Annotated in this window: 13 protein-coding genes; 6 read left to right on the top strand and 7 right to left on the bottom strand. The window is 73.9% G+C overall.

Going from position 1 to position 20064, the window contains the following annotated elements:
* Window positions 1–27: 27 nt before the first annotated feature.
* Window positions 28–1665, top strand: coding sequence for a DUF2079 domain-containing protein (locus tag ACH4SL_RS04035; protein ID WP_398441791.1), 1638 nt, complete (start codon window positions 28–30; stop codon window positions 1663–1665).
* A 50-nt stretch (window positions 1666–1715) separates the two neighbouring features.
* On the opposite strand, the gene ACH4SL_RS04030 is transcribed toward ACH4SL_RS04035, so the two are convergent.
* The 6 genes from ACH4SL_RS04030 to ACH4SL_RS04005 form a co-directional block, all read right to left on the bottom strand.
* Window positions 1716–2642 (bottom strand): TolB family protein, encoded by a 927-nt coding sequence (locus tag ACH4SL_RS04030; RefSeq protein ID WP_398441790.1) that lies wholly within the window; start codon window positions 2640–2642, stop codon window positions 1716–1718.
* 92 nt (window positions 2643–2734) lie between these two features.
* Window positions 2735–6274 carry a transcription-repair coupling factor gene (mfd, locus tag ACH4SL_RS04025; RefSeq protein WP_398441788.1) on the bottom strand — a complete coding sequence of 1180 codons (3540 nt, stop codon included), beginning with the start codon at window positions 6272–6274 and terminating at the stop codon, window positions 2735–2737.
* A gap of 461 nt (window positions 6275–6735) precedes the next feature.
* Window positions 6736–9306: an ABC transporter permease gene (locus ACH4SL_RS04020; protein ID WP_398441787.1), complete on the bottom strand. Its 2571-nt coding sequence runs from the start codon at window positions 9304–9306 to the stop codon at window positions 6736–6738.
* Window positions 9303–10091 (bottom strand): ABC transporter ATP-binding protein, encoded by a 789-nt coding sequence (locus ACH4SL_RS04015; protein ID WP_398441786.1) that lies wholly within the window; start codon window positions 10089–10091, stop codon window positions 9303–9305. The genes ACH4SL_RS04020 and ACH4SL_RS04015 overlap by 4 nt, the downstream gene beginning before the upstream one ends.
* Window positions 10092–10380: 289 nt before the next feature.
* Window positions 10381–10926 (bottom strand): SUKH-3 domain-containing protein, encoded by a 546-nt coding sequence (locus ACH4SL_RS04010; RefSeq protein ID WP_398441785.1) that lies wholly within the window; start codon window positions 10924–10926, stop codon window positions 10381–10383.
* 7 nt (window positions 10927–10933) lie between these two features.
* Window positions 10934–11440 (bottom strand): YwqJ-related putative deaminase, encoded by a 507-nt coding sequence (locus ACH4SL_RS04005; protein WP_398441784.1) that lies wholly within the window; start codon window positions 11438–11440, stop codon window positions 10934–10936.
* A 423-nt stretch (window positions 11441–11863) separates the two neighbouring features.
* Between ACH4SL_RS04005 and ACH4SL_RS04000 the strand changes: the two genes are divergently transcribed.
* The 5 genes from ACH4SL_RS04000 to ACH4SL_RS03980 all read left to right on the top strand — a co-directional run bounded on the left by ACH4SL_RS04000 (window position 11864) and on the right by ACH4SL_RS03980 (window position 18616).
* Window positions 11864–12589 carry a sensor domain-containing protein gene (locus ACH4SL_RS04000; protein WP_398441783.1) on the top strand — a complete coding sequence of 242 codons (726 nt, stop codon included), beginning with the start codon at window positions 11864–11866 and terminating at the stop codon, window positions 12587–12589.
* Window positions 12590–12736: 147 nt separating this feature from the next.
* Window positions 12737–13477, top strand: a complete 741-nt coding sequence (locus ACH4SL_RS03995) for a hypothetical protein (RefSeq protein WP_398441782.1) — start codon at window positions 12737–12739, stop codon at window positions 13475–13477.
* A 152-nt stretch (window positions 13478–13629) separates the two neighbouring features.
* Window positions 13630–14643 carry an HNH endonuclease gene (locus ACH4SL_RS03990; protein WP_398441781.1) on the top strand — a complete coding sequence of 338 codons (1014 nt, stop codon included), beginning with the start codon at window positions 13630–13632 and terminating at the stop codon, window positions 14641–14643.
* Between the two features lie 7 nt (window positions 14644–14650).
* Window positions 14651–17344: an SUKH-4 family immunity protein gene (locus ACH4SL_RS03985; protein ID WP_398441780.1), complete on the top strand. Its 2694-nt coding sequence runs from the start codon at window positions 14651–14653 to the stop codon at window positions 17342–17344.
* A 288-nt stretch (window positions 17345–17632) separates the two neighbouring features.
* The gene (locus ACH4SL_RS03980) at window positions 17633–18616 is read left to right on the top strand and encodes a cellulose-binding protein (RefSeq protein ID WP_398441779.1); all 984 of its coding nucleotides are present in this window, start codon (window positions 17633–17635) and stop codon (window positions 18614–18616) included.
* A 39-nt stretch (window positions 18617–18655) separates the two neighbouring features.
* Here ACH4SL_RS03980 and ACH4SL_RS03975 read toward each other — a convergent pair whose 3' ends face one another.
* The gene (locus ACH4SL_RS03975) at window positions 18656–19987 is read right to left on the bottom strand and encodes a sensor histidine kinase (protein WP_398441777.1); all 1332 of its coding nucleotides are present in this window, start codon (window positions 19985–19987) and stop codon (window positions 18656–18658) included.
* Window positions 19988–20064: the final 77 nt, after the last annotated feature.

Here is a 20064-nt window from a genome sequence, read left to right as displayed (position 1 = left end):
CGACCCCACATCCTCCGGAGGACGACGATGGACAGGGCCGAGGCCGTCATACCGCAGTCCGGCGGAAAGACGGCGCCGCCTGCCGCAGAAGCGGGCTCCGCGACGGCGGTGCGGCCCCGGCTGCGGATACCGGGACCACGCCTCGACCCGTATCTGCTCGGCGTCGTCTTCTTCGTCGCCTACTTCCTGCTGTCGCTGGTGCGGTACCGCAGGATGCTCACGATGTCCTGGGACCTGGGCATCTTCGAGCAGGCGGTGAAGGGGTACGCCCACTTTCACGCGCCGACAACCACGCTCAAGGGGCCCGGCTTCAACGCCCTCGGCGACCACTTCAGTCCGGTGACCGCGCTGATCGCGCCCTTCTACCGGGTCTTCCCGACGCCGGTGACGCTGCTCGTCGCGCAAGCCCTGCTGTTCGCGATCTCGGTCATCCCGGTCACGCGGGGCGCCTCGCTGCTCCTCGGGCGGGGCCGGGGGCTCGCGATCGGGGCGGCCTACGGATTGTCGTGGGCCGTCCAGCGGGCGGTCGACTTCGACTTCCACGAGATCGCCTTCGCGATGCCGCTGCTGGCCTTCTCGCTGGAGGCCGTGCTCCGCAAGCGCTGGGCGGCGGCCCTGTGGTGGGCGGTGCCGCTGGTGCTGGTCAAGGAGGATCTCGGGGTCACGGCCGCGACGATCGGCGCGATCGTCTGGTGGCGCACCCGGGAGAGTTCGCAGGCGGCGGCGCAGGCGGCGGGGGCAGAGATGGCGGGGGCGGAGCCGGCGGCGTCCGGACCGGCCGGTGCCGCGGCGGACGGGGACGGTGCGGAAGGCAGGCCCGCGGGGGCCGCAGGCGGCGGGGCCGAGGACGGAACGGCAGCGGAGGGAGGTGACCAGGTGGAAGTGCCGCTGAGCGACGCGGAGCGGTACGGGCCGTGGGCGATCGGGCTGATCGGCTTCGGGGTGGCGGCGTCCGCCCTGGCGATCACGGTGCTGATCCCCGCGTTCTACGGGCCCGGCTACGACGCCTTCAACCACATCAACGGTGACGGGACGCTGACCGGTCACATCCCGTTCGGCACGGCGCTGCGCACGCTGCTGTGGATCATGCTGCCGACCACGGGGCTGCTGGCGCTGCGGTCACCGCTGATCGTCGCGGCGCTGCCGACCATCGGGTGGCGCTTCGTGTCGCACTACCCGGAGAACTGGGGCACGGCCTGGCACTACAGCGCGGTGCTGATGCCCGTGGTGTTCCTGGCGCTGGTGGACGCCGCTGACCGGTCGCGGCACAGCCGCGCCCCGTGGCTGCGGTCCTACGCGTCCGGGGTGCCGGCCGCGGCGGTGGGGGCGGCGATGGCGCTGACGCTGTCGATGCCGCTGGCCTCGCTCGGGCACTCCGACACCTACAAGGTGGACGCGCGCACCAAGGCGATCGAGAAGCTGCTCGACCAGATACCCGACGGGTCCACCGTGGAGGCGAACGTCGGCCCGATCAGCCGGCTGGTGCACCGCACGACCGTCTACTGGGTGGGCGGTACGAAGGGTGTCGTGCCGCAGTACATCGCGATCGACAACTCCGGCGGGTGGGTGCCGGACCCGGTGACGTACGGCGCGCAGCTGCACCCCGGCGCGACGTACACGCAGATAGCCGCTCAGGACGGCTATGTGATCCTGCGCCGCAACTAGGCACCGCCCGGCCGTCCGGTGACCGCACGGGAGACCGGACGGCGCGCGGGTCAGGCGGCGGGGTAGTCGACGTAGGCGAAGTGGCGGCTGTCGGGAGACCAGCTGTTGACGTTGAGGCTGCCCTGCCCGCCGAAGAAGGCGTAGAGGTCGCGCGGGGCGCCGCCGGCGTCGGCGTCCAGCAGGCGCAGGACGACGTCGCGGTCGGCGGGGTGGCCCTCGGTGCCGGGCGGAAAGCTGATGTAGAGCAGGTGGCGGCCGTCCGGCGAGGGGTGCGGGAACCAGTTGACGCGCTCGTCGGAGGTCAGCCGGGTCAGCTCGGAGCCGTCGGGGCGCATGCGGAAGAGCTGGGCGTGGCCGGGGACGGCGGCGCCGTGCTCGGAGTTGAAGACGATCCACTCGCCGTCCGGGGTGAATTCCGGGCCGTCGGCGGGAGCGGGGGTGTCGGTGAGCCGGGTGTCGGGACCGCCGGCCGAAGAGAGGGTGAAGATGTTGCGGTAGCCCCATTCGTCGCCGCCGTGCGGCTCGACGCCGACGTAGGAGAGAGTCTGCCCGTCGGGTGAGACGCCGTGCAGGAAGTGCCGGAAGGGGCCGGGTCCGCGGTCGTTGGTGACGCGGCGGGCCGGGCCGCCCGCGAAGGGGACGGCGTGGATGTGGCCGTCGCCGGCCGACAGGTAGACGGTGGCGCCGTCCGGGGAGAGGACGTGGTCGTTGTTGGCATCGGTGATGCCGCCGGCGTCGAGGACCTCGGGCAGCACACCGTCGCCGGGAGCGGCGCCGGCGGGGATGCGCAGCAGCAGGCCGTCCTGGTTGAAGACCAGCCAGCGGCCGTCGGGCGACCAGTTCGGTGCCTCCAGGGCGCTGTGCGCGGTCTCGTGGACCAGTCGCGGTGCGCTGCCGTCGATGTCGCCGACCAGCAGCCGGGCGCGCTGCCCGGGGGCCAGCGGCCGTACGTTCGTCCCCGCTCCGGTGATCGTCACGCCCGCACTGTAATCGCGCGGGTCCCGTCGATCGCGGTCGGGGCCGGGGCCGGGCGGAAACCGCCCGGCCCGGTGCGGCGGGTCGGTTCGGGTCAGTTGTCGAGGATGGTGGTCAGGAACTCCGCGGTCCACTGGAGCAGTTCGCGGCCGACGACGGGCTTGCCGCCGATCCGGGCGGTGGCCGGGCGGGGCACCAGGGCCTGGTGGGTGGCCGGTTTGAGGACCGTGCGCGGGTGCAGCCGGTTCAGCCGCAGCTCCTGCGACTCGCGCAGCTCGACCGGGCCGAAGCGGACGTTGGAGCCCTGCAGGGTGATGTCGGTGACGCCGACCTTGCGGGCCAGCATCCGCAGGCCGGCCACCAGGAGCAGGTTCTCGACCGGCTCGGGCAGCGGGCCGTACCGGTCGACCAGCTCCTCGCGCACGGCGGTGATGTCCTCCTCGGAGGACGCGGCGGCGATGGCGCGGTAGGCCTGCAGGCGCAGCCGCTCGCCGGGGGCGTAGTCGTGCGGGACGTGCGCGTCGACCGGCAGCTCGATCTTGACCTCCAGCAGCGTCTCCTCCGGCTCACCGCCCGACTCCAGGGCCGAGCGGTAGTCCGCGACGGCCTCGCCGACCATGCGGACGTACAGGTCGAAGCCGACGCCCGCGATGTGGCCGGACTGCTCGCCGCCCAGCAGGTTGCCCGCGCCGCGGATCTCCAGGTCCTTCATGGCGACGTACATGCCCGCGCCCATCTCCGTGTGCTGGGCGATGGTGGCGAGCCGTTCGTGCGCGGTCTCGGTGAGCGGCTTCTCCGGCGGGTAGAGGAAGTAGGCGTAGCCGCGCTCGCGGGAGCGCCCGACGCGGCCGCGCAACTGGTGCAGCTGCGACAGGCCGAAGGTGTCGCCGCGCTCGACGATGAGGGTGTTGGCGTTGGAGATGTCGATGCCGGACTCCACGATCGTGGTGGAGACCAGCACGTCGAAGCGCTTCTCCCAGAAGTCGACCACGACCGACTCCAGGGCGGACTCGCTCATCTGCCCGTGCGCCGTGGCGATCCGCGCCTCGGGCACGATGGCGCGCAGCCGCGCCGCCGCCCGGTCGATGGACTCGACCCGGTTGTGGATGTAGAAGACCTGCCCCTCGCGCAGCAGCTCGCGCCGGATGGCCGCGCCGATCTGCTTCTCCTCGTAGGGCCCGACGAAGGTCAGCACCGGGTGCCGCTCCTCCGGCGGGGTGGTGATGGTGGACATCTCCCGGATGCCGGTGACCGCCATCTCCAGGGTGCGCGGGATCGGCGTCGCGGACATGGTCAGCACGTCGACGTTGGCCCGCAGCTTCTTCAGCTGCTCCTTGTGCTCGACGCCGAAGCGCTGCTCCTCGTCGACGATCACCAGGCCGAGGTCCTTGAAGCGGGTCTCGGAGGCGAAGAGCCGGTGGGTGCCGATGACGACGTCCACCGAGCCGTCCCGGAGCCCCTCCAGCACCGCCTTCGCCTCGGTGTCGGTCTGGAAGCGGGACAGCGCCCGCACATTGACCGGGAATTGCGCGTAGCGCTCGGAGAAGGTGCCGAAGTGCTGCTGCACCAGCAGCGTCGTCGGCACCAGCACGGCCACCTGCTTGCCGTCCTGCACGGCCTTGAAGGCCGCACGCACCGCGATCTCGGTCTTGCCGTAGCCGACGTCGCCGCAGATCAGCCGGTCCATCGGCACCGACTTCTCCATGTCGCCCTTGACCTCGGCGATGGTGGTGAGCTGGTCGGGCGTCTCCACGTACGGGAAGGCGTCCTCCAGCTCCCGCTGCCAGGGGGTGTCCGGGCCGAAGGTGTGGCCGGGGGCGGCCATCCGGGCGGAGTACAGCCGGATCAGGTCGGCCGCGATCTCCTTGACGGCCTTCTTCGCCCGCGCCTTGGTCTTCGTCCAGTCCGCGCCGCCCAGCCGGTGCAGCGTGGGGGCCTCGCCGCCGACGTACTTGGTGATCTGCTCCAGCTGGTCGGTCGGTACGAAGAGCCGGTCGCCGGGCTGGCCGCGCTTGGCCGGGGCGTACTCGACGACCAGGTACTCGCGGGTGGCGCCCTGCACGGTGCGCTGCACCATCTCCACGTAGCGGCCCACACCGTGCTGCTCGTGCACGATGTAGTCGCCGCCGACCAGGGTGAGCGGGTCGATGGTCTTGCGGCGCCGGGAGGGCATCCGCCCCATGTCCTTGGTGGACGACTTCTGCCCGGACAGGTCGGTCTCGGTCAGCACCGCGAGCCGCAGGCCCGGGTCGACGAAGCCGTGCTCCAGCGAGCCGGTGGCGACGTGCACCACGGACGGCGCGAGGTCGGCCAGCTCGATGTCGAGCCGGGCCGCGATGCCCTCCCCCGCCAGTACCTCGGCGACCCGGGAGGCCGGCCCGTGGCCCTCGGTGACGTAGACGGTGCGCCAGCCCTCGGCGAGCCAGCCCTTGGTGTCGGCCAGCGCCCGCGCGGTGTCCCCGCGGTAGACCTCGGGGGCGCGCATGCCCAGCTTGAGGGTGTCCCCGGCCAGGTCGTCGGCCTCGTCCGCGGCGAACGGGCTCACCGACCACCACGCGATGCCCAGCTCGCCGGCCCGGTGCCGTACGTCCGCGATCGGCCACAGCGACGCCGCGCCCAGGTCGATCGGCGCCTCGCCGCCGCCCGCCGACGCCGCCCAGGACGCCTCCAGGAACTCCTGCGAGGTCGCCACCAGGTCCGCGGCCCTGGTCCGCACCCGCTCCGGGTCGCACACCACGGTCATCGCCCCGGCCGGCAGCACGTCCAGCAGCAGCTCCATCGAGTCCACCAGCACCGGCGCGAGCGACTCCATGCCCTCGACGGCGATGCCCTCGGCGATCTTGTCGAGCATCTCGCCCAGCTCGGGGTGCGCCGCGGCCAGCTCGGCGGCCCGCGCCCGCACGTCGTCGGTGAGCAGCAGTTCGCGGCACGGAGGCGCCCACAGGCCGTGCTCGGCGATCTCCAGGGAGCGCTGGTCGGCGACCTTGAAGTAGCGGATCTCCTCGACCTCGTCGCCCCAGAACTCCACCCGCAGCGGGTGTTCCTCGGTCGGCGGGAAGACGTCCAGGATGCCGCCGCGCACCGCGAACTCGCCGCGCTTCTCGACGAGCTCCACCCGCGCGTACGCGGCGGCCGCCAGCCCTTCCACGATCGTGCCGAGGTCGGCGCTCTGCCCGCTGGCCAGCGCCACGGGCTCCAGCTCGCTCAGCCCCTTGACCTGCGGCTGCAGCACCGAGCGGATCGGCGCGACGACGACCTGCACGGGTCCGGCCGTCGGGTCGTCCGCCTTCGGGTGCGCGAGCCGCCGCAGCACCGCCAGCCGGCGGCCCACGGTGTCGCTGCGCGGCGAGAGCCGCTCGTGCGGCAGGGTCTCCCACGCCGGGTATTCCACGACGCCGTCCGCGGGCAGCATCGAGCGCAGCGCCGCGGCCAGGTCCTCGGCCTCCCGGCCGGTCGCGGTGACCGCGAGCACCGGGCGCCGGGCCTTCGCGGCGAGCGCCGCGACGGCCAGCGGGCGCGCGGCCGGCGGGCCGACCAGATCCACGTGCGGCCGCGCTCCGGAGACCGCGGCCTGGACCGCCTCGGCGAGGGCGGTGTCGGCGACAGCGGCGTCGACCAGACCGTTCAGACTCATGAGGGTTCCGTCCCGGGGGGTACGTGTAGGGGCGCCACCGCGCGGGGCAACGCGACCACCCGACACGTCTCACGTGCCGGGGGTCCCTCCAGCGTACGGCCTCCGGCCGGGGCTTGCTCTCCGCGCGGGGGGGGTGCCCCCTCGGACCCGCGACCCCTGCGGCGCAAGGGGTCCGCCCTCTGCGTAGGGCCCGTGCCCCGGAGGGGCGCGGGGAACTGCGCGGCCCACCCCCACCGGCCGGTGGTCCGGAAACGACAGCAACTGCCCCTTCGGGCCGGTGACTACCCGCGCCCCGGTGGGGGCTGAGCGCGCAGTTCCCCGCGCCCCCGGCCTACCGCCCTGCGCGGCAGCGCAAAACGCTCGCCCCGCGGCGCAGCCGCAAGCCCTCGCGGCGGCGGAAAGGGCGCGCCCCCGCGCCCCTGGTGGGGTGCGGGGGCGCGGGGGCTCGCGGGACGGAGGGGCTAGTCCGTCGCGATCGCGTTGAGGACGTTCATCCGGCCCGCCCGCAGTGCGGGCATGAGCGCGGCGAGGAGGCCGACGACCGCGGAGCCGATGAAGACGACCACGATCGTCGTCCACGGGATCTGGAGGATGCCGAGTCCCTCGGCGGCCAGGACGCGCTGGCCGGTGGTGCCCCAGGCGAGGCCCAGGCCGAGGCCGATGAGCGCGCCGAAGAGGGCGATGACGACCGACTCCAGGCGGATCATGCGGCGCATCTGGCGCCGCGAGGTGCCGATGGCCCGCATGAGGCCGATCTCCCGGGTCCGCTCGACCACCGAGAGGGCCAGCGTGTTGACCACGCCCAGGACCGCCACGATGATCGCGAGCGCCAGCAGCGCGTAGATCATGTAGAGCAGCTGGTTGACCTGGCTGTGGATGAGGTCCTTGTAGTCGGCCTGGTCGCGGACGTCGATCTCCGGGTGGGTCTTCACGGACGCCTTCAGGTCGGCGTACGCCTCCTTCTGCTTGCCGTCCACCGCGGTGGCGAAGAGCAGGAAGTCACCCGGCATCTTGTCGGCCGGCAGGTATTCGCGCGCGGTGGCGATGTTGGTGAACATCGAGCCGTGCTCGATCGTCGTGTCGTCGCTGGTGATCGCGGCGATCTTGAGCTGCGCCGGGCGGCCGCCGGTCATGACGACCTTCAGCTCGTCGCCGAGCTTCAGGTGGTGGTCCTTGGCGAAGCCCTCGGGCACCGACATGGCGTTCTTGCCGTAGGCGTCCGGCAGCTTGCCCTGGGTGGTCTTGAGCCGCAGGTCCTTGGGGTAGGTCGGGTCCGCGGCGCTCAGGTCGGAGCTGACGGTCTTCCCGTCGGGCAGGGTGAGCTTGGCGTTGACGAGCGTGTAGTGCGTGAAGTGCGCGATGTTCTGCGTGGCGGTGAGCGCCTTCTCGGCGGCCGGGGTGATGGGCTGGTTGCCGTTGCTGCCGACCTCGATGATGAAGTCCGCGCCGACCGAGGAGTCGAGCTGGTCGTCGGCGGAGGCCACCATCGACGAGCCGACCACCGACATGCCGGCCACCAGCGCCAGGCCGATCATCAGCGCGGAGGCGGTGGCGCCGGTACGCCGCGGGTTGCGCAGCGCGTTGCGCTCGGCCAGGCGTCCCATCGGGCCGAAGAAGCGCAGTACCACCGCGCTCACCGCCCTGACGATCACACCGGCCAGCAGCGGGCCGACGATCACGAAGCCGACCAGCGTGAGGAGCACGCCCAGGCCCAGCATCCCGCCGCCCGCGGAGGCCTTGTCCGCCTTCGCTGCGGCGACCAGCGCGAGCGCGCCGGCGGCGCTGACCAGGATGCCGATCGCGGCGCGGATGCGTCCGGCGCGGGCGTCGCCGGGGGTGCCGGAGTCGCGCAGCGCGGCCATCGGGGAGATCTTGCCCGCCCGGCGGGCCGGGATGTAGGCGGAGACCACGGTCACGATGACGCCGATGGCCAGGCCGACCAGCGGGGTGGAGGCCTTGATGGTCAGCTCGGAGGTGTCGAGCTTCATGCCGGCCTTGCCCATCAGGTGCATCAGCCCGACGGCCAGGCCGATGCCGCCGCCGATGCCGAGCACCGAGCCGGTCAGGCCGAGCAGCACCGCCTCGATGAGCACCGACCGGTTGACCTGGCCGCGGCTGGAGCCGAGGGCCCGCATCAGGCCGATCTCCCGGGTGCGCTGGGCGACCAGCATGGAGAAGGTGTTGACGATCAGGAAGATCCCGACGAGGACGGCGATCCCGGCGAAGCCGAGCATCGCGTACTTCATGAAGTTCAGGAAGCCGCCGAGGTCGTCCTGGTCCTTCTTCTTCGTCTCGGCCGCGGTGTCGACGGTGTAGCCCGTGCCGACGGCCGCCCTGACGTTCTTCTTGAGCTGGTCGTCCGTGGTGCCCTTGGCGGCGGTGAGGCCGAAGCCGGTGTACGCGTCGGAGCGGCCGAGCAGCTTGGTCTGCGCGGTGGCCGTGTCGATGTAGAGGACGGTCGCGCCGGGGTTGGTGGTCTTGAAGGTGACGATGCCGCTGACGGTGAGGTCGAAGTCGCCGGGCGCGGCGATGACGCGCAGCGTGTCGCCGATCGCGACGTGCTTCTTCTTCGCCGTGTCGGCGTCGATCACCGCGTCGGTGGCACTCTGCGGGAGGTGGCCCGACGACAGCTCGACGCCCTTGGTCTCGGTCGGGTCCCAGTTGCTGACGATGGTCGGGGCGCCGGACGAGGAGCCGATCTTCTCGTTCTTCGCGTTCGCGACGGTGACCTCGTCGCTGGTGACGTCGGGGTCGGACTTGGCGACGCCGGGCACCCTCGCGAGCTGCTGCTGGAGCGCGGCGGGCACGGTGTCCGGGATGCCGGTGGCCTGCTCGTCGTCGATCTTCTTGGCGCTGACCGTGACGTCGGAGGCGGTGGAGCCGAAGAGCTTGTCGAAGGTGGCGGTCATGGTGTCGGTGAACACCAGGGTGCCGCAGACGAAGGCGACCGACAGCAGGACGGCGATCGCCGAGAGGGCCATTCTGCCCTTGTGCGCGAAGAAATTCCGCGCCGATGTCTTCAGGACGGTCACGACGTCCTCCCGCGTCCGTCGAAGGACTTCATGCGCTCCAGGACGGAGTCGGCGGTCGGGTTGGCCATCTCGTCGACGATGCGGCCGTCGGCGAGGTAGAGGACGCGGTCGGCGTAGGAGGCGGCGACCGGGTCGTGGGTGACCATCACGATGGTCTGGCCGAGCTCGTCGACCGAGCGGCGCAGGAAGCCGAGGACCTCGGCGCCGGCCCGCGAGTCGAGGTTTCCGGTCGGCTCGTCGCCGAAGATGATCTCGGGGCGGGCGGCCAGGGCGCGAGCGACGGCCACGCGCTGCTGCTGGCCGCCGGACAGCTGGGTCGGGCGGTGCTTGAGCCGGCCGGCCAGGCCCACCGTCTCCACGACCCGGTCGAACCAGTCGCGGTCGACCTTGCGGCCGGCGATGTCCATCGGCAGCGTGATGTTCTCCGCCGCGTTCAGGGTCGGCAGCAGGTTGAAGGACTGGAAGATGAAGCCGATCTTGTCCCGCCGCAGCTGGGTGAGCTTCTTGTCCTTCATGCCGGTGATCTCGCTGTCGCCGACCCAGATCCGCCCGGAGGTGACCGTGTCGAGGCCCGCGAGGCAGTGCATGAGGGTGGACTTGCCGGAACCCGAGGGGCCCATGATCGCGGTGAACTTGCCGCGGGCGATGTCCACGTCGACCGCGTCCAGGGCCACGACCTTGGTCTCGCCCGCGCCGTACGCCTTCGTCACCGAGCGACCCGCAGCGGCAACAGCCGAACGTTCTCCGTTGCCCCCGGACCTGGGAATCGTCACTGCCGTTGTCACTGTTACTCCTGCGTCGTCGTATGTCGGGCTGTCGTGATGTCCATCAGCCTGCCGGAGGCCGTTCCGCCGCACATTGGGGAAGGTCTCCGTCTTGCGGGTGGGGATATCCCCACCCCGCCCTATGACCGTAGGCAACCGCCGGAACGCCGACGTCATCCGGCGGAACGAACCGGTCCATGCCAAAAGTAGGTACCGCCCCCTAGGGGTCCCGCCGCCCCGGGTCATCCCGCGGTCGGGGACGGCGGCGCCGAAGTGCAGGGCAGCGGCCCCGGGGTACGCCCGGACGGCCTCAGGGTCGCCCGGGTTCCGCCTGGTCGTACGGGCCGTCGTACGGGCCGCTCGCGCCGGACGCCGCGAGCGTCAGGCGCACGGTGCGGCCGCCGCCGAGCAGGGCGGCCAGCGCGAGGTCGATGTCGGGGCCGGCGTACCAGTCCCCGGCGTGGTCGATGCCGTAGACCCGGCCCTCGGCGTCGATGGCCAGCAGGGTCCCGGTGCCGGGCTCCTCGCCGAGCGGGCTGACCTCGGTCTCCAGCGCGCGGCCGAGGTCGCCGAAGGTACGGGCCAGGTGCAGGCCGCGCAGCGGGTCCACGGTCACCGCGGTGGGCGCGGTGTGCTGCCCGGGCCCCGCGGCTGCGGGGAAGGCCAGCCCGCCGAACTCCGCCCAGGCCTCGACGGCGGCGGGGAAGACGCAGTGCCGGTGGCCGCCGGGCGACACATGGCCGCGCAGCAGGTCCGCCCACTCCTCGGCCTGCTTGATGTCCCACCGCCCGGGCTGCCAGCCGCCGGCCCGCAGCGCGGCGTCGACGGCGGCGGGAAAGCGTGCGCTCGCTGACATCGGGGGGTCATGCCCCTTCGGCCGGGTCGACGGCCTGCACGCCGAAGTGCGCGAGCAGCGGAGCGCAGGAGCGGCAGGGCGGCGCGTACGTGCCGTGCGCCGGGTCGCCGTCCTCGCGTATCCGGCGGGCCGTCAGCCGCGCGCCGCGCAGCGCCTTGCGCGCCTCACCCTGCGTCAGCGGGCGGCGCGCGGCCCGCTTGCCGCGCTGCCCCTCGACGGCCGCCAGATGGCGGGAGATCAGCACCGGTTCCGCGCAGCGCCCGGTGAAGCGCTCACGCTGTGTCGCGGGCAGCGCGTCCAGGAACTCCTGCACGATCGGATGCAGGACGGGCGGCAGGTCGCCCTTGGCGCCGGTGCACGTGAGCACCTCGTCGCGGATGGACAGCGCGGCCGCGACCGCGGGCAGGATGCCGTCTCTTCGGTGCCGCAGCCGCGGCGGGCCGTCCGGGGGCCGCGGCGCGCCCCAGTTCAGCCTGGGGTCCGCGCCCCCCGTCGCCAGGAAATGAGTTGTCATGTTCTACGTGCGTCCCTCCGTCCGCCCGCGCGAGCGGGCGATCCCCCGTATGCCGATCAGACTGCCAAACGCGTCGCGCGATGGGGAAGCGAACACGTCGGCGGGCTCATTGTGTGTGGGCCATGTCACCGTCCGGTGTCCGAATTCCGGCACAGCAGGCACAGTGCGTACACGGCGAACATACGAACGTCACAACAGGACGGCGGTGGACCCCCCGAACGGCTGGCGCGCGGTGGGCGTTGCGCGGCCGCGTACGGGGAAGGAGCGGTTACCGTCCGCACACGGCGCGGGAGTTCGGCGGACGCGGGAAGGGCACCGGACCGACGCGGCATGGACGTGGCACAGGAAGGGCGGGGAGGATCAGCAGTCGGCCCGTCGCAGCGGGTCCCCCCACAACGCCGCCGAACCAGGAATGTGACCCCCATGCACACCACCCGGCTCCGCCTCGTCGCGGCCGCGCTGCCCGCGCTGCTGCTCGCCGCCGCCTGCTCCTCGGGCGACGACTCCGCCAAGCCCGACTCCGCGTCGCCGAGCGTCCTCAGCGGCAAGGCCCCGCTGACCACGGACCAGCTCAGCAAGGCGCTCATCACCGACTCGGACCTGCCCGGCTGGACCGTCCAGCCCTCGCAGACCGCCGACACGTCCGACACGTCGAGACTCACCGCCGACAAGCCGGCCTGCCAGCCGCTCGCCGACGTCACGAGCAGCAATCCCAAGATCCACCGGATGGCCTTCGTCGGCGCGGCCTTCGCCAAGACCACGGACAAGTCCGGGGCGACACCCGAGATCATCAACCAGATGCTGGTGGCCAGCCACGCGCCCGGCGACGCCGACAAGGTGATGGCGGAGCTGAAGACCGCGCTGACGACCTGCACCGGCTTCACCGCGACCGACAGCTCCGGGGCCAAGACGCCCTTCACCATCTCCAAGGGCCCGGCTGTGCCGGTCGGCGACAAGGCGGTGTCCTGGATCATGAACGACACCGCCGACAAGAAGGCGGGCGCCGCACTGCTGTCCGTGGTGGAGACCGGGGACACGGTGACGATGTACGTGTCGGTGAAGTCCGCGGGCGGCGCGGGCCCGCTGCCCGTCGACGCGGAGCGCAAGCAGGCCGAGAAGCTGAAGAAGGCGCTCGCGGCCCGCAAGTGACCGCGATGTGAGCAGCCCCACAGGGGAGGTGCCGGGCCCGTTGCCGTAGAGTCGCGCGGCAACGGGCCGACGCCCGCGGGAGGCCGCCCCCGGGACGGGGAGATGCGCCACGCGGGCCTTGCCGCAACGACACAGGGGAAAGCATCGATGCCGATCCGCGCAGACCATCGCCTACCGGCCGGTAGCCGCGCCGTGGCCGCGGCCGCGCTCCTGCCCGTCCTCGCGCTCGCGGCGGGCTGCGGGGGCGGCGGCGACAGCGGCAAGGACACCCCGGGGGTGGGGAAGGGCGCGGTGAGCACGACGAAGCTCACCGCGGCGCTGCTCACCTCGACGGACGTACCGCATGTGCAGGTGCTGCCCGCGGGCACCAAGCAGCAGCTGCTCGGGGACGCGCAGAAGGCCGACACCGCGGCCTGCCAGCCGATCGTGGAGCAGTGGACCAGCCAGCCGAAATACCGGCGGCAGGTGTACACCGGCGCGATGGTCACCGACACCACGGACGCCACCGGCAAGGACAAGGGCGCCAAGACGATCTCGCTGACCGTCATCGCCTCCTACAAGAAGGGCGACGCGGCCAAGGTGCTGGACGACCTGACCGCGGCCCTCGCCACCTGCCACTCCTACTCCGTGGTGCGCGGCGGCGTCACCACCCACTTCACCGTGCGTTCCGCGGCGGCCGACGCGGGACTGGGCGACCAGCGCGTGGCGTACGTGATCGGCGACACCTCCAAGGGCGCGGCGGGCGAGGCGCTGGTGACGGTCGTCAGGGTGGGGGACACCACCGCGTCCTACGAGACGGTGCGGGCCGACCACAAGCCCGCCCAGCTGCGCGCGTCGATCGTGCTCAAGCAGGCGGCCAAGCTGCGGGACGCCGCGAAGGACAGCTGAGGCCGGCCGGGGACCGCCGCCGGCGCGCGGCGGGCGGCCCGGCGGCCGGGGCGGTCCACGAGTTGTCCACAACCGGGCGACTGGCCGGTCAACGGGCATGCCGCAGGCCCTAGGCTGTGGTCATCAGCCGTACGCACCAGGGGGCAGCAGTCATGACGACAGGTCGGCAAGGGCTGGGGGCGGCGCCCCCCGGCTCCGGCGCGGAGTCCCGGACCGCGCCGCCCAACGTGGCCTACGCGGGCCAGACCGTGCACTTCCCCGACCCGGTGCGCGCGTCGCGCTACCCGCAGGGCGTGTGGGTCGACGCGGAAGGGCACCCGGACTTCTCGCCGTTCGCCCGCGCCGCGGCCGAGATAGCCGAGCCGCCCGAGGGCTTCGGCATCGACGAGCTGCGGCTGACGGACTACGTGTCGGCGAACGCCGCCCTGCACACCGCGGGCCACGAACTGTGGGCCAGCCTGCCGCCGGTGGCCACCCCGCACGGCTGGACGTGGCACCACGTGGCGGACTCCCGCCGTCTGGAGCTGGTCCCCGCCGAGGTCAAGGCGCTGCTGCGGCACCACGGCGGGCTCGCGAACTCCGTCGCCGACCACACCAAACGCGGCACCCGCCCGCTGCAGGAGACCCGGCCGGTGCACTTCGAACTGCCCATCGACGCCGTCTCGGTCACCGAGGCGCAGGTGCGGGACGTCGAGGAGGAGCTGGGCTACCGGCTGCCGGGCTCCTACCGGGCCTTCCTGAAGGCCGCGGGCGGCTGCGCGCCGCGCGGGGTGGCCCTCGACCCGGATCTCGGGCTGCTCATCGACCAGCCGTTCTTCACCGTGCGCGACGCCGCCGCGGTCAACGACCTGGTGTACGTCAACAAGTGCCTGCGCGACCACCTGACCAAGGACTATCTGGCCGTCGGCTATGTCCAGGGCGGACTGCTCGCGGTGAAGGTCAAGGGCCAGGACACCGGCACGGTGTGGTTCTGCCCCTACGACGACGCACGGGACGGCGACGGCTGGGATTCCCCCGCCGACCGGGTCGCCGAACTGCTGCTGCCCTGCGGCGAGTCGATCGACGCGTTCCTGCTGCGGCTCGCGGGCAATCCGCCGGAGCTGGCGACGGTGGCGAATCTGATGGTGGACGGCGGCTTCGCCACCGCCGTCCCGGTGGAGGAGTGAGCCGGCCATGGTGACTTTCGCGCAGGCGCAGGAACGCGCCGAGCGGTGGATCAACGGCGATGTGCCGCCGTACGAGCACCGCGAGATCCGGGTCAGGGAGTTCGACCTCGGCTTCGTCGTGTGGGCGGAGCCGCGCGAGGACGGCCCGGCGGACGACGGCTCGCAACTGCGGGTGGTCGTCGCGCGGGACAGCGGCGAGGCCACGCTCTGGCCGCCGCTGCCGATCGGCGAGCTGATCCGCCGCTACGAGGAGGAGTACGGCGCCATGCCGCAGGACACGGCGCCCGAGCCGCCGCAGCGCATCGACCTGGAGGCGACGTCCTTCCTGCTGAGCCCGCCGGAGTGGCTCCAGGAGGCCGCCGACCGGATGGGCATCCCCGACCGCAGGTCCGGCTCCGCCGACGGGTCGGGTACGGGCTCCGGCTCCGGCTCCGGCTCCGGCTCCGGCTCCGGCTCCGGCGAGGCTTCGGCCGGGGGCGTCGACTACACACGGCGGCCGGCCGCCGAAGCGGTCCCCGCTACCGGGGCGGACGGGCAGTCGGGCGGCGTGGATTACGTGCGGCAGTCCGGCGTGCCCGCGCAGGAGCAGCCGCAGGACGCCGCGTACCCGGCACCCGCACCGCACGAACCGCAGGAGCCCCAGGAGCCGCAGGACGGCGGGAGCTGGGCGGGCAAGACGGTCAGCGACACCGGCGAGGGCGAGTCCGTCCCCATGCCCGCGACCGTCTTCGCGCCGCCGATCAGCGGGGCGGACCGCCCCGACGCGCCGCCCGCGCCGGAGACGTCCGAGGCCAGGACCAAACTGCTGCCCGCGGGCAGCGGGATGCCGCCGGCGCCGCTCGCTCCGGAGCAGTCCGGGCCGCCGGTGCCGCCGCCCGCGCAGGGCGGGGTGCCGCACACCGTGGGCGGTTCCGCCTATCCCGCGCCGGACGGCCCCGCCGTAGCGCTGCCCCCGCCGATGGCGCAGGGCGGCGGGCAGGGCGCCGCGGACATCGCGGGCATGGAGACGGCCAAGGCCACGCCGGTACGCCACACCCCGCCGGCTCCCCCCGCGCCGTCCGCGCCTTCCGCGCCGCAGGGGACGCCGCCGCCGTACGCGGGCCAGGGCACGCCACCCCCGGCGCCGTACGCGGGGCAGGGCACGCCACTCCCGGCGCCGTACGCGGGGCAGGGCACACCGCCCCCCGCTCCGTACGCGGGGAGCACCGGCACTCCGCCGCCCGCGAGCAACGACCCGCACTACGCCGCGACCATGCTCGCCGGACCCGCCGTGGGAGGGGGCACCCCGCCGCCGCCCCCGGCGCCGTACGCGGGAGGTCCGGCCGCGCCCCCGCCGGTGGGCCAGGGCGCCCCGCCGCCCCCGCCCGCCCCGTACGCGGGCGGCACGGGCACGCCCCCGCCCGCGAGCAACGACCCGCACTACGCCGCGACCATGCTCGCCGGACCCGGCACCGGCACGCCCGCGCCCTTCGCCGCGGGAACGGGCACGCCGCCACCGCCCCCGCCGTACGCGGGGGGCGGGGCCGCAGCCACTCCCCCGCCGCCGCCCGCGAGCAACGACCCGCACTACGCCGCGACCATGCTCGCCGGACCCGCCGCCGGAGGCGGCACCCCGCCACCGCCCCCGGCACCCTTCGCCGCGGGCACCGGCACCCCGCCGCCCGCCCCCGCGCCCGCGCCCGCGTACGGCTATCCGCAGCCGAACGCCGGGGTGCCGACGGTGGGCCCCGGCTACATGGCGGTGCTGCGCTACCGCGGCGCCGACGGGAGCGAGCAGCAGATGATCCGGCGGTCGGCGCCGGGCACCCCGCATCCGGAGTGGCAGATACTGCACGAGCTGCGGTCGGCGGGCGTGCGGCCCGAGCAGGTGCTCGAACTGCACACCGAGCTGGAGTCCTGCGACCTGCCCGGCGGCTACTGCACCCGGATGATCCGGGAGACCTGGCCGCAGGTGCGGATCAGCCACACCGCCCCCTACGGCAGGGACCACGCGAGCCGCCGCCAGGGCGTCCAGCACCTGCTGACGCACCAGGGCGAGCTGCACCAGGTGGCCGGCGCGCCCGCGCGCCCGCAGCCGCAGCGGGTGCCGATGCCCGACGCGCACACGGTGCTGCGGGTGCCGCCGGTCGGGCTCGACGTGATCGGGCAGGAGCTGGCGGGCGCGTTCGGCCCGCAGGGCGTCTTCCGCTTCGACCAGCGCGCCGTCTCGCGGCAGGGCGTGCCCGACATCGTGGCCCAGACCCTGATGTGGGCGGGGCTGCCGGTGGACTTCGGGCCGTTCTTCTGGGCGCAGGCGCAGCCGGGTCAGCCGGTGCCGACGCTCGCCGAGCTGGCCGCCGGGCGCGGCGTGCAGCCGGCCGCGGACGCGGGCTCGTACCTGGTGATGGGCAACGACTTCGGGCGCCAGCTGTGCGTGCAGTACGGCACCGCGCAGATCGTCGCGCTGCCGCTCGAGGGGGGTCCGGCCGGATCGCCGCCCGCGGCACCGCAGTTCGTCAATTCGAGCCTGCCGGAATTCGCCCGCTGCATGGCGCTGCTCGGGCGGATGTGGCGGCTGCGGATCGGGCTCACGCCCGAGCAGGCCGGGCACTGGACGGTGGACTTCCAGGCGCAGCTGGCCGCGCAGGACCCGGCGGCCATCGCCTCGCCCGACAACTGGTGGTCGGTGCTCATCGAGCAGATGTGGGACGGGCTGCTGTAGCGGCGTACGGCACGGGCACGGCACGGCGGCGGCTCGCCGCCGGGGGCCGGGCGGGAGGGCTTTCGGCCCTTCCGCCCGGCCCCGGCCGTTTTCCGGGTAGGCGCCGGGTAAGCGGCGGGTAGATGACGGGCAGGCCCCGGGTAGGACTGTGCCGGAGGGCCGGTGCACGAATGCCCGCGGGAGGCGCGCGGGCGGGGCACCCCGCCTCCTACAATTCGGACATAAGACATAAAGAGGAGATGGGCGCGGCAGCGGGACGCGGAAGGCCGGCGGCGAAGGGGCAGACGCATGGGCAGCGACACGACCGCATCGGCGGGCACGCCTCCGGCGGGCGCGGGCGTCCGGGAAGCCGGTGACGCCGGGCCGGCAGGGGGCGCCGGGGAGACGGGCGGCGCCGGACCCGTCCGGCGGGTGCGCGGGCGCGGCATCGGTTACCGGCCCGAGCAGGTCGACCGCTTCCTGGAAGCGCTGTCCGAGGACCGCGACGCCGCATGGGAGCGGGCCACCCGGCTCGGCCAGCTCGCGAACGAGATGGAGGCCGAGCACGCGGCGCTGCGCGAGCAGTTCGACGCGCTCCCCGCCTCCGCCTTCGACGCCCTCGGCCCCGGCGCGCAGGAGTTGCTGCGGCTCGCCGAGGAGGAGGCCGCGGCGGTGCGCGAACGGGCCGAGGCCGAGGCGCAGTACGCGCGGGACGCCGCGGAGACCGCGCGGCGCACCCTCCAGGACGAATCCCGCGCCGCCGCCTCCGCGCGGCTCGCCGCCGCCGAGGACGAGACCGAGCGGATGCTCGACGCGGCGTGCGCGCGGGCCGCCGACATCCTGGGCCGGGCGCGCGCCGAGGCGGAGGCGGTACGCGGCGAGGCCGGCCGCACCCTGGAGGCCGTACGGCACGACGCGGAACGCGGCGCGGCGGAGGGCGAGCAGGAGCGGCGCACCCGGCTGGACACGCTGGAGCGGGAGATCGCCGAGCGCGAGGCGGGGGCCGACAGCCGGCTCGGCGAGCTGCTCGCCGACGCCGAGCGGCGGCTCGACGCGGCGCACCGCGAGCGCGCGGCCGCCGAGGAGGTGCTGCGCGCGCGGGAGGCGGAGGCGGAGCGGCGGGCCGCGGCGGTGCTCGCGCAGGCGCGGACGCACGAGGAGAGGGTGCGCAGGGAGAGCGAGCGGATCCTGCGCGAGCACGAGGTGCGGCGCGACGAGATCAGGGCCCATCTCGCGCACATCCGCACCGCGCTGGCGTCGCTGACCGGCCGGGACCCGCGCCCCCCGTCCTGAGGGCCGCGCCGTCCGTGCCCCTGCCCCGCGTCGTACGGGTCAGGCGTTCTGGAGGGGGACCATGGCGGAGACGCGGAAGCCGCCGTCCGGGGTGGGGCCCGCGGCGAAGCCGCCGCCGTGGGAGGTGACGCGCTCGCGCATGCCGGTCAGGCCGTGGCCGCCGCTCGGGAGGGCGGTCTGCGAGGTGCCGTCGGAGGGGCCGTTGGTGATGAGGACGGCGACCTCGGCCTCGCGGTAGGCGAGGCGCACGACCGCACTGGCGCCCACCGCGTGCTTGCGGACGTTGGTCAGGGCCTCCTGGACGACGCGGTAGACGGTCGCCTCGATGCGCGCGCCGCACGGGCGCCTCGCGCCCTCGACGGTCAGCTCGACCCCCATGCCCGCCGCCTGGGACTCCTCCACCAGGGCCGCGAGGCGGGCCAGCGTCGGGCCCTCTTCCTCCTCCCGGGAGAGCGGCCGGTCCGGTACGGCCGCGGGGGCGGCGGCCGGGGAGGCGGCCTCCGAGGTGCGCAGCACCCCCAGCATCTGGCGCAGCTCGGTGAGCGCCTGCCGTCCCATGTCGCCGAGCAGCTCGGCGCTCGCGGAGGCCTTGTGCGGGTCCTTGAGGGCGACGGCCTTGAGCGCGGCGGCGTGCACGACCATCAGGCTCACCCGGTGCGCGACCACGTCGTGCATGTCGCGCGCGATCCGGGTGCGCTCCTCCGCCCGCGCCCGCTCGGCGCGTTCCGCCGCCTTCTCGGCGAGCAGTTCGAGCTCGCGCTCCAGGCCGTCCGCCCGCTCGCGCAGGCTCTCCACGAGGCGGCGCCGGGCGCGCACGTAGAGGCCGAGGAGCACCGGCGGGCCGGTGAGGCCGAGTGCCATGAGGATGGAGACGAAGAGCGTGACGGGCATCCGCAGCGCGCTGCCGTCGTCGGAGTTGTCCAGGTTGTCCTGGAACTGGATGACGGCGACCAGCATCGTGCCGAAACCGTTCATCCCGGCCAGGGCGGCGGTGATGCGGCGCGGCACCTCGGAGGCGGCGAGGGTGTAGAGGCCGACGAGGGAGAGCAGGAAGCCGGTCTGCGCGGGCGTCATCGCTATGCCGACCAGCACCACCGCGACCGGCCACCGGCGCCGCAGCAGCAGCACCCCGCCGACCAGGACGCCGACCAGCGCACCGAGGAAGGCGGGGACGCCGATGCGGTCGGCGAAGGTGCCGCCCTCGAAGGCGCACTCGATCGCGGAGACCGCGGCCAGGAGCGCGTCGAGCAGGAAACTGCGCCGCCGCTGCCACCACCACCATCCGGTGGGGAGCAGCACCGCTGCCGCTGTGCCGCCTGCCGCGCCTCCCCCGGCGCCGTCGTCCGGTACGTGCGCCCCCGTCGTACTCATGGCGTCCAGCGTATGCGGTGGGCGCCCGGACGTAAGGGGCACGTACCAGCCGCGCCCCGCGGCCGCGGACCCGGGGC

The organism is Streptomyces sp. NPDC021020 (genome assembly GCF_044333285.1).
GTDB lineage: Bacteria > Actinomycetota > Actinomycetes > Streptomycetales > Streptomycetaceae > Actinacidiphila.
This window is presented reverse-complemented; position numbering and strand designations above follow the sequence as displayed.

Bases quoted from the DNA above. Each gene is read 5' to 3' on its own strand.
- ACH4SL_RS04035 (WP_398441791.1), top strand. From the start codon at position 28: ATGGACAGGGCCGAGGCCGTCATACCGCAGTCCGGCGGAAAGACGGCG.
- mfd (WP_398441788.1), bottom strand. From the start codon at position 6,274: ATGAGTCTGAACGGTCTGGTCGACGCCGCTGTCGCCGACACCGCCCTC.
- ACH4SL_RS04010 (WP_398441785.1), bottom strand. From the start codon at position 10,926: ATGTCAGCGAGCGCACGCTTTCCCGCCGCCGTCGACGCCGCGCTGCGG.
- ACH4SL_RS04005 (WP_398441784.1), bottom strand. From the start codon at position 11,440: ATGACAACTCATTTCCTGGCGACGGGGGGCGCGGACCCCAGGCTGAAC.
- ACH4SL_RS04000 (WP_398441783.1), top strand. From the start codon at position 11,864: ATGCACACCACCCGGCTCCGCCTCGTCGCGGCCGCGCTGCCCGCGCTG.
- ACH4SL_RS03995 (WP_398441782.1), top strand. From the start codon at position 12,737: ATGCCGATCCGCGCAGACCATCGCCTACCGGCCGGTAGCCGCGCCGTG.
- ACH4SL_RS03990 (WP_398441781.1), top strand. From the start codon at position 13,630: ATGACGACAGGTCGGCAAGGGCTGGGGGCGGCGCCCCCCGGCTCCGGC.
- ACH4SL_RS03985 (WP_398441780.1), top strand. From the start codon at position 14,651: ATGGTGACTTTCGCGCAGGCGCAGGAACGCGCCGAGCGGTGGATCAAC.
- ACH4SL_RS03980 (WP_398441779.1), top strand. From the start codon at position 17,633: ATGGGCAGCGACACGACCGCATCGGCGGGCACGCCTCCGGCGGGCGCG.
- ACH4SL_RS03975 (WP_398441777.1), bottom strand. From the start codon at position 19,987: ATGAGTACGACGGGGGCGCACGTACCGGACGACGGCGCCGGGGGAGGC.